14 protein-coding genes and 1 pseudogene are annotated in these 14,402 nt (G+C 40.4%); 10 read left to right on the forward strand and 5 right to left on the reverse strand.

The features are described from left to right. The 3 genes and pseudogenes from CLV81_RS20625 to CLV81_RS19375 form a co-directional block, all read right to left on the reverse strand. Window positions 1-797, reverse strand: a pseudogene (locus CLV81_RS20625) (hypothetical protein); the annotation flags it as partial. Between the two features lie 175 nt (window positions 798-972). After that, the gene (locus CLV81_RS19370) at window positions 973-2,136 is read right to left on the reverse strand and encodes a gliding motility-associated C-terminal domain-containing protein (RefSeq protein WP_106147748.1); all 1,164 of its coding nucleotides are present in this window, start codon (window positions 2,134-2,136) and stop codon (window positions 973-975) included. After that, window positions 2,136-3,701, reverse strand: coding sequence for an autotransporter outer membrane beta-barrel domain-containing protein (locus CLV81_RS19375; protein WP_106147749.1), 1,566 nt, complete (start codon window positions 3,699-3,701; stop codon window positions 2,136-2,138). The genes CLV81_RS19370 and CLV81_RS19375 overlap by 1 nt, the downstream gene beginning before the upstream one ends. A gap of 213 nt (window positions 3,702-3,914) precedes the next feature. Here CLV81_RS19375 and CLV81_RS19380 point away from each other — a divergent pair, with 213 nt between their 5' ends. The 7 genes from CLV81_RS19380 to CLV81_RS19410 all read left to right on the forward strand — a co-directional run bounded on the left by CLV81_RS19380 (window position 3,915) and on the right by CLV81_RS19410 (window position 10,128). Then, on the forward strand, window positions 3,915-4,655 hold the full coding sequence (locus CLV81_RS19380) for a peptidase associated/transthyretin-like domain-containing protein (RefSeq protein ID WP_106147751.1): 741 nt from the start codon (window positions 3,915-3,917) through the stop codon (window positions 4,653-4,655). Further along, complete coding sequence (locus CLV81_RS19385; RefSeq protein ID WP_106147753.1) at window positions 4,645-5,439, forward strand: peptidase associated/transthyretin-like domain-containing protein; 795 nt, start codon at window positions 4,645-4,647, stop codon at window positions 5,437-5,439. The genes CLV81_RS19380 and CLV81_RS19385 overlap by 11 nt, the downstream gene beginning before the upstream one ends. Continuing rightward, window positions 5,436-6,248 carry a carboxypeptidase-like regulatory domain-containing protein gene (locus tag CLV81_RS19390; RefSeq protein WP_106147755.1) on the forward strand — a complete coding sequence of 271 codons (813 nt, stop codon included), beginning with the start codon at window positions 5,436-5,438 and terminating at the stop codon, window positions 6,246-6,248. The genes CLV81_RS19385 and CLV81_RS19390 overlap by 4 nt, the downstream gene beginning before the upstream one ends. A 41-nt stretch (window positions 6,249-6,289) precedes the next feature. After that, on the forward strand, window positions 6,290-6,802 hold the full coding sequence (locus CLV81_RS19395) for a DUF6702 family protein (protein ID WP_106147757.1): 513 nt from the start codon (window positions 6,290-6,292) through the stop codon (window positions 6,800-6,802). Window positions 6,803-6,864: 62 nt separating this feature from the next. Continuing rightward, window positions 6,865-9,186 carry a M1 family metallopeptidase gene (locus CLV81_RS19400; RefSeq protein ID WP_106147759.1) on the forward strand — a complete coding sequence of 774 codons (2,322 nt, stop codon included), beginning with the start codon at window positions 6,865-6,867 and terminating at the stop codon, window positions 9,184-9,186. Window positions 9,187-9,270: 84 nt separating this feature from the next. Beyond that, a complete protein-coding gene (locus CLV81_RS19405) occupies window positions 9,271-9,543 on the forward strand; it encodes a Sec-independent protein translocase subunit TatA/TatB (protein WP_106147761.1) in 273 nt (90 codons plus the stop codon). A 3-nt stretch (window positions 9,544-9,546) separates the two neighbouring features. After that, a complete protein-coding gene (locus CLV81_RS19410; RefSeq protein ID WP_106147763.1) occupies window positions 9,547-10,128 on the forward strand; it encodes a phosphatase PAP2 family protein in 582 nt (193 codons plus the stop codon). Here the strand turns inward: CLV81_RS19410 and CLV81_RS19415 are convergent. Further along, window positions 10,084-10,725, reverse strand: coding sequence for an O-methyltransferase (locus CLV81_RS19415; RefSeq protein WP_106147765.1), 642 nt, complete (start codon window positions 10,723-10,725; stop codon window positions 10,084-10,086). The two genes, CLV81_RS19410 and CLV81_RS19415, sit on opposite strands and share 45 nt — an antisense overlap. A gap of 67 nt (window positions 10,726-10,792) precedes the next feature. Between CLV81_RS19415 and CLV81_RS19420 the strand changes: the two genes are divergently transcribed. Both CLV81_RS19420 and kynU read left to right on the forward strand, forming a co-directional pair. Next, window positions 10,793-11,275: a GNAT family N-acetyltransferase gene (locus CLV81_RS19420; protein WP_106147766.1), complete on the forward strand. Its 483-nt coding sequence runs from the start codon at window positions 10,793-10,795 to the stop codon at window positions 11,273-11,275. Between the two features lie 29 nt (window positions 11,276-11,304). After that, complete coding sequence (gene kynU, locus CLV81_RS19425) at window positions 11,305-12,573, forward strand: kynureninase (protein WP_106148093.1); 1,269 nt, start codon at window positions 11,305-11,307, stop codon at window positions 12,571-12,573. On the opposite strand, the gene CLV81_RS19430 is transcribed toward kynU, so the two are convergent. Beyond that, entirely contained in the window at window positions 12,562-13,419 is an 858-nt protein-coding gene (locus tag CLV81_RS19430) for an AraC family transcriptional regulator (protein WP_158259161.1), read from the reverse strand. The genes kynU and CLV81_RS19430 overlap by 12 nt on opposite strands. Before the next feature lie 198 nt (window positions 13,420-13,617). Here CLV81_RS19430 and CLV81_RS19435 point away from each other — a divergent pair, with 198 nt between their 5' ends. After that, window positions 13,618-14,397, forward strand: coding sequence for an aldo/keto reductase (locus CLV81_RS19435; protein WP_281258023.1), 780 nt, complete (start codon window positions 13,618-13,620; stop codon window positions 14,395-14,397). The last annotated feature ends 5 nt before the right edge of the window (window positions 14,398-14,402 follow it).

Consider the following 14,402-nt stretch of genomic DNA (forward strand, 5'->3'; position numbering starts at 1 on the left):
CCGTTACCGTTGTCCACTGTCGATGCTATGCCGTTCCCATCTGTTCCGTTTGTCCCATCGGTTCCGTTCGTACCATCTGTTCCGTTGGTCCCCGCAGGTCCCTGAGGTCCTGTAAGGTCCGCTGTTGTAAAGCTTGTCCCATCGGTAAAGTTCAGGGTGAAGGTCCCGTTTCCGTTGTCCACTGTCGATGCAATCCCGTTCCCGTCCGCACCGTTTGTCCCATTGGTACCATTTGTACCATCGGTTCCGTTTGTTCCATTGATCCCCGCCGGTCCTGTAAGGTCCGCTGTGGTAAAGCTGGTCCCGTCGGTAAAGTTGAGGGTGAAGGTCCCGTTACCGTTGTCCATGGTCGATGCTATGCCGTTCCCATCTGTTCCGTTTGTCCCATCGGTTCCGTTCGTACCATCTGTTCCGTTGGTCCCCGCCGGTCCCTGAGGTCCGGTAAGGTCCGATGAGGTAAATATTATTATACCGTTATCCAGTATAGAAAAGGTTCCATTTCCGTTATCTACAAAGGTTAAATTTGAAGAACCTGAACTGTCACATAAATTAATCCATTGACCGCCATTGAAGTAATGCACGCAATTCGTGTCAGTATTGTAAACGACCGCTCCATTTAACGGGGTAATGCTCTGCATTTGAGCAGAGGTGAGCCGTGTAAGTACCAAAGCCTTATTGCTACTCTCTAGCTCAAGAATGGATGAAGGATTAATTATGTTTGGATTGTCACCAACCTTTACCTGCGAAAAAATAAGCACAGGAAAAAGTAGCGCAAGTAAAGACAGCCTTGTTTTCATATTTACGATAAGATTTGTGGCAAATCACTTTGAACGTAAAAATCGCGCTTAACTGCAAATAGGAAAAAGTATTGTTGTGTAGGAGGAAAATAGTGTGGTAAAAAGGGGGTGTTTTTTCAATCGTCTAAATATTAAACAATTACATCGATAATTTAACATGAAAAAACTTTCAAAACTATCTGTTTAAATACAAAAATCCTTGATATTCGAGTCCCAAATCATCCAAGGTAACGAGGTAGTAGTAAAAGCCCTCTGGCAGACCAATATCTCGGCTAAGTAAAAAACTTCCGGTATTGGAGAACCCTCTAAATTCATTTACGTAGTTAATTTGTTCAAACACTTTTTGCCCAAATCGATTAAAAATTCGCATACTATTGTTTGGAGACTCCGCTAATTCTTCAATAAAGAAGGAATCATTAATGCCATCTCCATTAGGACTTAAAAAGTAGTTGCCCAAGGTAGGATTGTTCACTGCAAAGGTATCTGTGGGCAGTGGAATGGTTCCAAAAGTGATTGCAGCAAACTCACTAGGTATAAAGGGTTGTGATGTTGCAAAACCTCGGTTCAGGTCTCCACTCTGTGCTGAGTTCCCAATAATTATCCATTGATTGGACTGTTTGCTCCAACCTACCACGATAATACCTTCGGGCTGTAGGTTGGGAATGGCCACCAGATTACTTCTTGGATTCCAGCTAATGGTCACAGTGGCTTGCACATCACTCTGAACTATCCAAAACTCACGGTCAGAAATGGTTCCAATGCTTCTTACCTTTTCTTCTACATCGAAAGTCTCCGTTATGGAGGATGGATTCGAGGGGTTTTCAAAAAAGTAAGCACAAATGGCCAAATCTGTATTCCCTTCAGAGTCCAACATTAAGGGCCGTAGTAGCTCGGCATCGCCCACTGGAAAAGAAAAAAAGTCGCGATTGGTCATCGCTGCGAACCCAGTAACTTTGGAGGTATCGTTCTCACCGGTGAAAAAACCTGTGTTTTGAAAGTTGAGAAAAACAGTTTGGTCGTTTAATGGGGTCAACACATCGCCATCCACAAAGTTAGTATTGTTGAGTACGTTGATTGAGTTTCCTAGAAAAATGTTGTTCGATACCAAAAACTCCACGTCATTAAAGGTGGGAGCAATACTGCCTTGGACCTGCAGAGGAATATCTCCGTAGAACCCTGCTAATCCTTGGTTGTTTTCGAATGGTACTTCATTGATTAAATCCGCATGAAAGCCCAAGTTGCCATTTGGGTGAATACGAAGGGTGCCGCTATTGTAGAGGGCGTTTTGGGCTTGAACAATGCCGGCATAAAACAACAATATGTAGAAAAAAAATCTCATTAATTGATTTGTTGCCAACTTGTTCCGTCACTTTGGATTTGTGTAACACCTTGTTGCACATCAGGAGTGCTGATTGCACTCGTTGAAGGAACAAAACTGTCTGAAGACATTGAAATAGTTACCCCCGTTAGATTTTTAATTACGTAAATACGACCCCGATTTGTGGCATTCGCGGCTGGTAAATCTATATCTGTGGCATTGTCAACAATTACAGTGTAATCTGAATCTAAAATCGTAACAGACAAGTTATTGTCTTCTCTTATGTTTACTCTTAATGACCCATTAACAGTTGTGTTCCCAGCGGCAAGTGTCCCTGTGGTCGCTATGTTCTGTGCTCCGAAGTTGGGATTTATCTTGGTTCCTTCTATTGCGGCTGCTGCGTTCACGTCCGCATCGACTATCTCACCGTCAAGAATTTTTGCAGAGGTCACGGCATTGTCAGCCAGGTCCAGTGGTGTTGCCGCCAATCCGTTACCATCGATTGCGGTAGTGGTGGCCACGGCCAAGGGGCTCGGGTTCTGCCAGGTGGCGTTTCCTGCCCCATCTGTGGTCAGTACCTGTCCATTTGTCCCGTCCACGTTGGTTATGCTGTTTGCCCCAATTGTAGTGATTCCTGTTGAGGAGAGCGTCCCCGTTACAGTTGTGTTCCCAGCGGCAAGTGTCCCTGTGGTCGCTATGTTCTGTGCTCCGAAGTTGGGATTTATCTTGGTTCCTTCTATTGCGGCTGCTGCGTTCACGTCCGCATCGACTATCTCACCGTCAAGAATTTTTGCAGAGGTCACGGCATTGTCGACAATCTCGTCGGTGTTTATGGCATCGTCGGCCATTTTATCGTTGGTGATTGCGTTATCGGCTATTTGTAGCCCACTAACATCGACCTCAATGGTAGTTCCATCAACATTTACCTCAAGGTCCATCGGGACAAGTGCAGCACCCGTTTGAGTACCCGTAATGGAATTGTTTGTGGATGTGACATCCTCTCCAAGATTTGCCAGAAATGTTGAATCTTCAACCAATTCCCATTCCGTTCCATTCCACTGAAGAAGCTGTCCGTTAATAAGCCCATCAGCCAATTTGTCCAAGGTCACAGAGTCATCTCCCAACTGCAAACTAGTTATTGAACTTGGGGTAATATGAAAATCTCCAATAATGGTGGAAGGAGCAATATTCCGAACCCCATTGATAACCCCTACCTCAAAATTAAAGTTAGTATTGGCAGGATTGGTGGTAACGGTTTCTGTAAGGAGAATGGTAGGGTCAGGATTTACATTAGCATCTGCAGAAAAGGTCTGTCCCTCTGTGGCACATGGATTGAACCATTCGGTACCTGTGTAAAAATGTACACACTGAGTGTCTGTATTATACACCATAGCACCACGGAGTGGAGTAATGCTCAACATTTGGGCATTGGTAACTCGGGTAATAACCAAAGCTCGTGTAGTGCTTTCCAACTCCAGTACGGAGGAGGCATCCAAATTTTGAGGGTTTTCACCAATTTTTATCTGACTGTATAACGATGTTCCTAGTAGTAGGCCTAGAACCAAAAAGAGAACAGTTTTTTTCACAGGAGTGAGGTTTGAGGTTTACTTTTTTGTAAACCGCAAAACTACCTTTCTCTCACGATTATTCTAATTATTACCGTTAAAATGTGCACCTTCAAAGTTGAATGAACCTTAGATGAGCAGCTTAATTTTTGAGGAATTAACAAAAGTTTAGAATGTTTTTATTTTTTTTACGGTGCCCATAGGCTTTCTTTAGATGATACTAAACACGTTTTTATGAAAAAAACAATCCTTTTCATTCTCTGTTCTTTTTTCTTTGGATTGTCCATTGCCCAAGATGGAAGACAGTTACTACGAGGAAAGGTATTGTATCGTGGCGGGAATGTTCCCAACGAAAATGTAATCAATGCTACGGCAGAAACTGCGACCATTACCACAGATAACGGTGAATTTCTAATAGCGGTAAAAGAAGGGGATCAATTGGTATTTACTGCGGTAAATTATCAGTTACAAGTTGTAAAAATCACTCCAGAGATTTTACGCAACAATCGGTTGGTCGTGGAGGTGACCGAAAAAATCACAGAATTGGATGAAGTAATTGTAAGTCCAGAAAACCAAAAGAAGTTTTTAGAGGTAAAGAATGAAGATTTCAAAGGTTTTGAATATGAGATAGACCGCGGTACCGAAGTGCAAAATGTGGCGGAATCCCAAAGCGTACGTGGTATGCAAGACGGTTTGAATGTTGCCAATATTTTTAAGGCACTTTTTAAATCCCGTAATAAAGACGGTGAGGAACGGGCCCCACTTAAGGTTAGTGAGGTGTTACGGCAGGTATATGATGATGAGTTTTTTGTTGTAGACCTTAAGTTGCCACAAGACCAGATTGATGCATTCCTTTTGTATTGTGACAATAAAGTTCCTTCCCAAACCTTGCTACGCAAGGAAAATGAATTTCAGTTGATTGATTTTTTGGTAACACAGAGCAAAACGTATTTGACTGAATTGAATGAAGAGTAAATTCTTTTTGGGATGTGTGCTGATTTTGTCCATAATCCATACTAGAGCTCAAGAAAGTAAATTGTTGAACGGTAGGGTAGAAGCCCCTGGTAAGGATGTAGTTGGTGTTGCCGTACAAAATATTACTTCAAAAAATGCCGTAATCACCAGTTTTGACGGACAATTTGCGATTCAAGTGAAGGAAGGGGACACTTTGGTGTTTTCTGCGGTCCAATTTAAAAGAAAGGTTCTCCCAATAAATGAGGCCATCTTCAATACTCGATTTGTCACTGTTCCTTTGGAAGAGTTTGTAAATGAATTGGAAGAAGTGGTGGTACAGCCCTATAACCTATCCGGTAACCTCAGTGAGGATTTGGGGGGCCTTCAACTGGAAAAAGATGTAAGTGCCGAAGCCTTGGGACTTCCCAATGCGGGTGTTAGGATTAAAACACAAAGCGAGCGAAAATTGCAGGAAGCTGCTGGTCCCAAGTTCAATGTTGGTATGATTTTAAGTCCTCCTTTAAATCCTATAATCAATGCCATTACCGGTCGTACGAAAATGTTGAAGAATCGTGTAAAGTTGGACAATACCTATGCTCGTACCCAAAGAGTACAGGATTTTTATGTGGATTCCCTTTTTGTGGGCTTGTTTAAAATTCCAAGTGAAAAAATTGAAGACTTCATGTATTATTGCGAGGTTGACCAAGAATTTCAAAATGTGGTGGATTCAGGCGACAAGCTCCGTATTTTGGATTATATGATTTTGAAGAGTCGAGCGTATCGAAAAGATAACAATTTGGAATGAATTCGCAGGTACGCTTCAAATGCCTTCCAGGTCTCTTTTTCTTTTTGATGGTTTTTACTGGGATTTCACAAAAGTCAAGGTTGTTGAGAGGTAAAATTGTTTCAATCAACAATGATATTCAGAACATTACCATTCAAAACACAAACTCAAAACAAGCCACCATCACCAAAGAAGATGGAAGCTTTTCTATTTTAGTAAACCTCAATGACACCTTAGTGTTTTCGGCTGTTCAATTTAAAACTAGGAGATTGGTCGTGTCCAAAGCCATTTATAATTCAAACTCTGTTCTAATAGAAATGGAGGAATTTGTAAACCAATTGGATGAAGTGGTGGTTCAGCCCTATAACCTATCAGGTAACCTCAATGAAGATTTGGGAGGGCTTCAATTGGAAAAAGATGTAAGCGCGGAAGCACTAGGACTACCCAATGCAGAAGTACGGATTATTTCACAAAGTGAGAATAAGCTGAAAGATGCGGATAATGGTAAATATCTATACATAGTCCCCCTTGGCATAGCTTTTAACGTAAACAAAACCCTTAATCGATTGAGTGGTCGGACCAAAATGTTGAAAAACAGAGTCAAGTTGGATGAAGAGTATGCAACAATACAGGAAATTGAAAACAAATATTTGGATTCAGTTTTGATTTCACATTTAAAAATACCCAATGACAGGTTTCATGAATTCTTTTACTACTGTCAAATGGATGACACGTTTCAAGAAATTCAAAAAAGAGACGACGAATTGGTTTTGTGGGAGTTTTTGCTGAAAAAAAGCAAATCATATCGTTTAGACAATAAATTGGACTAGTTTTGGCATAGGGTTTGCCACTTTAATGATATAATATAGTAATGAGAACATCAGTTAGAAATAGTTTATTTGTCTTGACCGTTTTTGCCTTTCTTTCTTTTTCGGTGGCCCATAAGTTTTATGTGAGTGTAACCCATGTAAAGTACTCAGAAAAAGACACAGCTTTTCAGATTACAAGTCGTGTTTTTATTGATGATTTGGAAGATTTGCTGTCTGAAAGGTTTGGGGTAACGGCAAAGTTGGCTACCAATGATGAATTAGAGAATGCCAACACCTATATCAAAAGATACTTTCTTCAAAAATTTGTAGTTGAAATCAATGGGGAAAAGGTGGATTATGATTTTTTAGGTAAAACATATGACAATGACGTAGTTATCCTCTATCTGGAGATTCCCAATATTCAGCTTTCCGAAACAAAATCCATTGCCATTCAAAACGAAATCCTTACTGATCTCTTTGATGAACAACAGAACATTGTTCATTTTAAATGGAAGGGACAAAAGAAAAGTTTCGTTCTTATTCGAGAGAATAATAAAGGAATGTTAAACTTGTGACCTGCTCTTAAGAAATGGTTAAAAAAAGAGTTATTTTTCCGCGATTAAAAACTAAAGAAAAGATGAACAAAATCAAGTATTGTTTTGCTTCACTTCTGTTTCTTTTTGGAGCACTAGCCGTTGCCCAAGAAGAAGAGGCAAAAGAAGAACGTAAACCAGGCCACTATAACCAAAGTAAGTTCAAGCAACTGTACGAGGAGTTTTCCACGCCGAATACATACCGCTCTGCTTCAGGAGCGCCAGGTCCTGACTACTACCAACAACAGGCCGATTACAAAATGGACATAACGTTGGATGACAAAAATGCCAAGATTTACGGTGAGGAAACCATCACATATTATAACAATTCTCCCGATGATTTGGAATTTCTTTGGGTGCAATTGGACCAAAATGTTAGGGCCAAAGATTCCAAGTCCCCATTACGTAACGGAAACGGGGTCAATTTTGCCTATACTGCGGGCAACTTTGCCAAAACGTATGTCACCGAACCTTTTGATGGTGGTTTCAATATTGATTTTGTGAAAGATGCAAGTGGGAATGCATTATCCTACACCATCAATCAAACCATGATGAGAGTAAATATTCCCCAACCTCTTAAAAGTGGAGCGAGCATGTCTTTTTCCATTAAGTGGTGGTATAATATCAACGACCACGTAAATGATAGGGGTCGTTCAGGATATGAATTTTTTCCTGGCGATGGAAACAGAAACTATATCATAGCTCAGTTTTTCCCTCGTATGGCACATTACAGTGATGTTGAAGGTTGGCAAAACCATCAATTCTGGGGCAATGGTGAGTTTGCACTGCCCTTTGGAAACTATGAGGTAAATATTACAGTTCCTGCAGATCACGTTTTAGATGCTACCGGAGTGCTTCAAAATAGAAAGGAAGTATTCTCCAGAGATATGATGAAACGTTACAACCAGGCGAAAAAGTCATATGATAAACCTGTTGTTATCGTAACTCAGGAAGAAGCAACTGCCAAAGAAAGTGGTTTTGCAAATGATACCAAGACTTGGAGATTCAAAACCGAGCCAGGAATTTTGGTACGTGATTTTGCTTTTGCAACCTCAAGAAAATACATCATGGATGCCCAAGCCGTGAAATTGGGTGGTAAAGAAGTTATGGCCGTTTCTTTGTATCCCAAAGAAGGAAATCCACTATGGGAGGAGCAATCCACTAAGGCTGTGGTTCAAACCTTGGAAACCTATTCAAAATTCACATTCGATTACCCATACCACAAGGCAATTTCCGTGCATGCTGCACAGATTGGAATGGAATACCCTATGATTTGTTTCAATTTTGGACGTCCGAATCCAGATGGAACGTACTCAGACCGTACGAAATTTGGAATGATAAGTGTAATTATCCATGAGGTAGGTCACAACTATTTCCCTATGATTGTAAACTCTGATGAGCGTCAGTGGGGCTGGATGGATGAAGGTTTGGATACTTTTATGCAATATCTAACGGAACAGGAGTTTGGAGAAAATTATCCGGATGTAATTGCTCCAAACGACAAGTATCCTTCAAGAAGAGGAGAGCCTTCGAAAATTGTGCCTTACATGAGCGGTGACCAAGATTTCATTGCACCCATCATGTCCAATCCCGAGAATGTATATAGCTTAGGTCCAAATGCTTATGGTAAGCCAGCTACAGCTCTAAACATTCTTCGTGAAACCGTAATGGGCAAGGAATTGTTTGATCACGCATTTAAAACCTATGCACAGCGCTGGATGTTCAAACATCCAACACCTGAGGACTTTTTCCGTACCATGGAGGATGCTTCTGCAGTAGATTTAGATTGGTACTGGAGAGGATGGTTCTATACTACGGACTATGTGGATATTGGTGTGAAAGGTGTGAAAAAGTACTATGTTACTTCCAAACCCACCAAAGAAATGGAGAAGTACATGGCAGATAGGAACCTTACCGAAGCCGATTTACCTCCATTGGTATATCTTGCTGCCGAAGACAGCGAGGACTACAGCGAGGATTTAAAAGGAAAAGCTCCAACAGAAGTTTCTCAAAATTTGAAAGAGTTCATGATGGACAATATGAGTGCGGAAGAAAGAGCTGAAGTAAAGGAACCTAAGTTTTTCTACGAAGTTACTTTTGACAAGCCCGGAGGAATTCCAATGCCTTTGATTGTTGAATATACCTATGCGGATGGTTCCAAAGAAAACATTACGTATCCTGCAGAAATTTGGAGAAAGAATGATGCTGAAGTTAAGCGAGTTGTAGCCACTGAGAAAGAGATAGTAGGTATTATAGTGGACCCTAAATTGGAGACTGCTGATATCGATACAACGAATAACGCATGGCCTAAAAAAGAAGAGAAATCTGACTTTGATAAGTTCAAAGAAAATATCAAAGGAAAATAGTCTTAAAACATAAATTCGTTAAAAGGCCCTGTGATTTAGCAGGGCTTTTTTATTTTCCATTCAAGTTCTCATTATATTTGTTTTATGTATTTCCTATTTATCAGCGGAGCGGAGATTTTTTTCATACTTTTTATTGTGGTAATGGTTTTTGGTGCGGATAAGATTCCTGGTATAGCCAAAGGATTGGGTAAGGGAATGCGCCAGTTGCGTGATGCTACGGATGACATTAAAAGAGAAATCCAAAAAAGTGCCGAAAAACAAGGTATAGATACTGATTTCACCAAAGAGATTCGAGAAGAACTGAATGAAGTGAAAAAAAATGTGGATGAAGTAACTGGAACAATCAAAAGAAGCTAGTCCATGTTGGACCAGATGCTTTCTTGGGATAAGCAAGCGCTCCTTTACCTAAATAATCTAGGCTCCCCTACTTTCGACTCTTTTTGGTCTCTGGTGACCCATATCACCTCATGGATTCCGCTTTTTATTCTTTTCATCATTTTGTTTTTAATCAAGTATCCAATAAAACAGGCATTGCAAAAAATTGGCCTGCTAGTGTTGTTGATTTTTGCGATAACTGGTTTATGCAACTATGTGAAAACCATTGTGGGACGTTTAAGGCCTTGCAATGATGAGACTATAAACGGTATGATGCGAATCTTGCATACGCCGAGCGATTTTAGTTTTTTCTCGGGACATGCCTCCAGTTCATTTGCCGTAACATTTTTGGTCTTTTTGCTTCTGCGCGAAAAAGTGAAATGGGCAGGGATTTTCTTTGTTTGGCCTATACTGTTTTCCTATAGTAGACTCTACCTCGGGGTACATTTTCCTTTGGATATCATTGTAGGAACAATGGTGGGCGTAGCTTTAGCATGGTTTTTCTTTAAAGGATATAACCTCTTATTTCACCCTGCACAAGGTCAATCCATCTCGAATGGGCAATAAAACGGTCTCAACTCGAGGGTCATTTTTTAGCTTTTCGTTGTATTCCAATAAAGCTGCAGTGGCTAAGTCTGTCTTATCAAGAGGTTCCACAACTTTTCCCGACCAAAGGACATTATCTGATAATATGATACTGCCAGATTTGGTTTTTTTTAGGGCGCTTTCAAAATAAGCATGATAGTCCACTTTATGTGCATCAATAAAAACCAAATCGAACGTGACTTCCAATTTTGGAATTATCTCCAACGCATCTCCAATGTGTTGAACAATTTGGTTGCTAAATCCACTTTTTTCAAAATATTTGGTCTGGATGTCAAACAATTCTTCATTCACTTCAATGGTGTGCAATGTGCCATCCTTTTGGAGCCCTTCAGATAGACATATGGCGGAGTATCCAGTGTAGGTGCCAATTTCCAGTATATGCTTCGGGGCGATGATTTTGGACAGAATGCTCAATACCCTACCCTGAAAATGCCCTGTAAGCATTCTTGGTCGAACTACTTTGAGATGAGTTTCACGTGTCAATTCCTTTAACAAAGGAGGTTCCTCTTCTGAACTTTTGGCGATATAAGATTCCAAAATTGGAGAAAGAAAATGCATCTGTAACCTTTTCGTAAAAATAGGGAAAACACTACTTTAGAATTCTGGAAATGGTCAAAAAACTAGTATGAGAAAATTCAACGGTACTATAAGGGATGCCACCTTGGAAGATTTACCAACTCTCCTTGAATTTGAACAGGGAATAATCACCGCGGAACGACCTTTTGATTCTACTTTGGGCAAAGACCCGCTGAGCTACTATGATCTTAAGGAAATGGTATTGGACGACAATACTTGTGTTATTGTTGCGGAAGTTGATGGGATACTTGTAGGTTCGGGATATGGTATTTCCAAAAAGGCCAGGCATTATCTGGATCATGATAATTACGCTTACCTGGGCTTCATGTTCACCCATCCTGAGTATAGAGGTATGGGAATAAATGCGCTAATTGTGGATGAGTTGGTGAGCTGGTCAAAGTCTCAGGGATTTATTGAAATCCGACTTACTGTTTATGAAGATAACATACCAGCTATAAAGGCCTATGAAAAGGTAGGGTTTAAAAAGCATCTGGTTGAAATGCGTATGCCCAGGCCATCCGAAAATCAATAAGCAAATTGTATTTTTGGGATATGGATACTTTGACCTTTCAGAACACGCTGGAATTTGCCAGACAGTTGGATGCCGAGGACCCTTTGGCATCATATCGCAATGAGTTTCACTTTCCTCAGGTAAATGGAAAAGACGTTATCTATTTCACAGGAAACTCTTTGGGACTTCAACCAAAAAGAACCAAACAGTTTGTGGATGAGGTTATGGACGACTGGAAGAATTTGGCTGTGGAAGGTCATTTTTATGCAGATAAACCGTGGTGGGATTATCATGAAAGATTGGCCGATGGCCTGTCAAAAGTAGTAGGAGCGAAACCAGAAGAAATATCGGTGATGAACACCTTGACGGTTAATCTCCATTTATTGATGGTTTCCTTTTATCGACCCACGGAAAAACGGTATAAAATCCTTTGCGAAGAAAAAGCATTTCCATCAGATCAATATATGCTCCAAAGCCAAGCGCGATTTCATGGTTTCAATCCAGATGACGCAATTATTGAAGTGAAAAAACGAAAAGGAGAGCATTCCTGGAGAACCGAAGATGTTGTGAATGCAATTCAGGAGAACGGCGAGGAGATAGCCTTGGTTCTCATTGGTGGGCTGAATTACTATAATGGGCAGGTCTTTGACATGAAGGCTATAACAGAAGTAGGTAAGTCAGTTGGAGCTATGGTAGGTTGGGATTTAGCCCACGCGGTTGGAAATGTTAAATTGGAACTTCATGACTGGGGGGCCGATTTTGCAGCCTGGTGCAGTTACAAATACATGAACAGTGGCCCAGGAAATGCATCCGGCATTTTCATCCATGAAAACCATTTGGGAAAACAAGATATTCCAAGATTTGAAGGCTGGTGGGGTACAAAAAAAGAAACCCGGTTTTTAATGCTACCTCAATTTGACCCTATTGAAACCGCAGATGCTTGGCAGTTGAGTAACCCACCCATCCTTTCATTGGCACCCTATTTAGCTTCTTTGGAACTTTTTGAGGAAGTAGGAATGGACCAACTGATTCAAAAACGAGAAAAGATTGTTTCCTACTTGGAGTTTGTGCTTCATGAAATCGACAAGGAAGTTGAAAGTACTTTTGAAATAATAACGCCCGAAGATAGAGGATGCCAGCTTTCCGTATTCCTTCACGGCGAGGGCAGGGAGTTGTTTGATTATTTAATGAAAAATGGAGTAATAACCGATTGGCGCGAACCTAATGTGATTCGTTTGGCCCCGACTCCTTTTTATTGCTCTTTTGAGGATATGTATCGTTTTGGGCAAATCCTAAAGCAAGGCATATTAAAAAACTGATTGAGAATATCTGTCCTGAACATATGCTGATGGTGTTTGTCCTTGGTACTTTTTAAACTGTCGTGAAAAGTACGAAGCGTCATTAAATCCAGACCGAAACATAACATCGCTTATGGTAGAATTGGCTTCATTGAAAAATTCGACGGCCTTTTGTATTCTGAATTCATTCACAAACCCAATAAAGCGTTTTTGTGTCATTTTCTTGAAGAAACGACAAAATGAATTTGGGGTATAGCCGAGTTGTTGGGCTATTTCCTCAACAGAGATATTCTGGGAATATTGATTGTTTACATATTCAAAGGCTTGTTCCAAGCGAAGTATATCATCCCTTTTGAAATTTCCTAAAGGGAAGCTTTGGCGAAGCATCTGGTATGATGTCTCTCTGGACAGCTCGTGCAGAATGCCTAGCAGGTTTATCAGCTTCCCCTGATTGTCTAGGGTTCTGAACTTTCTAAATTTCTTTTCCAGTCCCTTTTTTACCTGTTCATCAAAAACTAAAATATGCTTTGATTTTTCTATAAGCTTTTTTATTGCTCGAAACTCTGGGAAAACCCGAAGTTTTTCATCTAAAAAGTCCTGTTTGAACTGAATAACGATTTCTTCATTATCTAGGTTTTCACGATTTCCGAAATCGGCGTGGGGAATATCGCCAGCAAGAAAAACCAATGTGCCGTTCGTGTACGATGTTTTTGTAGTATCAATATGGAGAAGACCCCTACCATTTTTTACAAATACCAATTCGTATTCGGGATGAATGTGCCAGCCCGCCATGGCGCAATTGTCAGCGCTTCTATAGGTCTCAATCTTAAAAGAAGCATCGGAAGTAACGCTAATGGTCTCCAACATGGGTTTCATAAGCTAAAACTACCAAATGATTTTATAAAATGGTATAAAATGGAATAAAATAGCTTATAGCTTGAATGATTTATTCTAAAAAAAGCATGAAAATCAGAGTTACTTTGTTCTAAGTCGAATAAAGACAACCAATAACTATCAGTGTTTATGGAGGGAGGTGAATATTTTGAGCTTAACAACCAATTAAAAATGCCCAAAATTGGGTTGGGTGTTCTTTTTGCTAAAAACGACCAAGAAGTTGAAAACGCGGTTGTTTCCGCTTTGGAATCAGGATATCGGAAAATTGATACCGCATCGGCCTATGAAAATGAAGAGGGGGTGGGAAAAGCCATTCAAAGGAGTGGAGTTCCTAGGGAAGATATTTTCTTGGGAACCAAGGTGTGGAATACCGAACAGGGATATGATACAACCCTTGAAGCTTTTAAGCGAAGTCTTGGCCGATTGCAAACGGATTATGTGGATTTATATCTGATTCATTGGCCAGTAAAGTCAAAATACAAGGAAACATATCGCGCCATGGAGGAGATTTACAAAAAAGGTCTTGCAAAAGCCATAGGCGTTTGCAATTTTAGTATGGACCAGTTACAAGATTTGATGGAACACTCAGAAATTGTTCCCGCTATAAATCAAGTGGAGATTCATCCGCATTATAGCCAACCTGAGTTATTGGATTTTGCCAACCAACATGGAATACAGCTTGAGGCTTGGCGTCCAATAATGATGGGTGAAGTTTTGAAAATTCCTGAGCTTGTGGAAATTGGAAACAGGTATAATAAATCTCCCGTTCAGATTTCCTTGCGATGGCTAGTGCAAAGAGGAGTAGCCGTTATCCCCAAATCGGTAACTCCAAAACGAATCAAGGAAAACATAAATATTTTTGATTTTGAGCTGTCAAAGACGGAGATGGATGTCATTGAGGGATTGAATCAAAACAGAAACTTAGGAGAGGATTTGTCCCATATCTTTTAATTCGT

It is taken from the genome of Flagellimonas meridianipacifica (genome assembly GCF_003001695.1).
Taxonomy (GTDB): Bacteria; Bacteroidota; Bacteroidia; order Flavobacteriales; family Flavobacteriaceae; genus Flagellimonas; species Flagellimonas meridianipacifica.

Excerpts from the sequence above, each read along its gene's own strand:
- CLV81_RS19370 (WP_106147748.1), bottom strand. The coding sequence starts at position 2,136 with ATGAGATTTTTTTTCTACATATTGTTGTTTTATGCCGGCATTGTTCAA.
- CLV81_RS19380 (WP_106147751.1), top strand. The coding sequence starts at position 3,915 with ATGAAAAAAACAATCCTTTTCATTCTCTGTTCTTTTTTCTTTGGATTG.
- CLV81_RS19385 (WP_106147753.1), top strand. The coding sequence starts at position 4,645 with ATGAAGAGTAAATTCTTTTTGGGATGTGTGCTGATTTTGTCCATAATC.
- CLV81_RS19390 (WP_106147755.1), top strand. The coding sequence starts at position 5,436 with ATGAATTCGCAGGTACGCTTCAAATGCCTTCCAGGTCTCTTTTTCTTT.
- CLV81_RS19395 (WP_106147757.1), top strand. The coding sequence starts at position 6,290 with ATGAGAACATCAGTTAGAAATAGTTTATTTGTCTTGACCGTTTTTGCC.
- CLV81_RS19400 (WP_106147759.1), top strand. The coding sequence starts at position 6,865 with ATGAACAAAATCAAGTATTGTTTTGCTTCACTTCTGTTTCTTTTTGGA.
- CLV81_RS19405 (WP_106147761.1), top strand. The coding sequence starts at position 9,271 with ATGTATTTCCTATTTATCAGCGGAGCGGAGATTTTTTTCATACTTTTT.
- CLV81_RS19410 (WP_106147763.1), top strand. The coding sequence starts at position 9,547 with ATGTTGGACCAGATGCTTTCTTGGGATAAGCAAGCGCTCCTTTACCTA.
- CLV81_RS19415 (WP_106147765.1), bottom strand. The coding sequence starts at position 10,725 with ATGCATTTTCTTTCTCCAATTTTGGAATCTTATATCGCCAAAAGTTCA.
- CLV81_RS19420 (WP_106147766.1), top strand. The coding sequence starts at position 10,793 with ATGAGAAAATTCAACGGTACTATAAGGGATGCCACCTTGGAAGATTTA.
- CLV81_RS19430 (WP_158259161.1), bottom strand. The coding sequence starts at position 13,419 with ATGTTGGAGACCATTAGCGTTACTTCCGATGCTTCTTTTAAGATTGAG.
- CLV81_RS19435 (WP_281258023.1), top strand. The coding sequence starts at position 13,618 with ATGCCCAAAATTGGGTTGGGTGTTCTTTTTGCTAAAAACGACCAAGAA.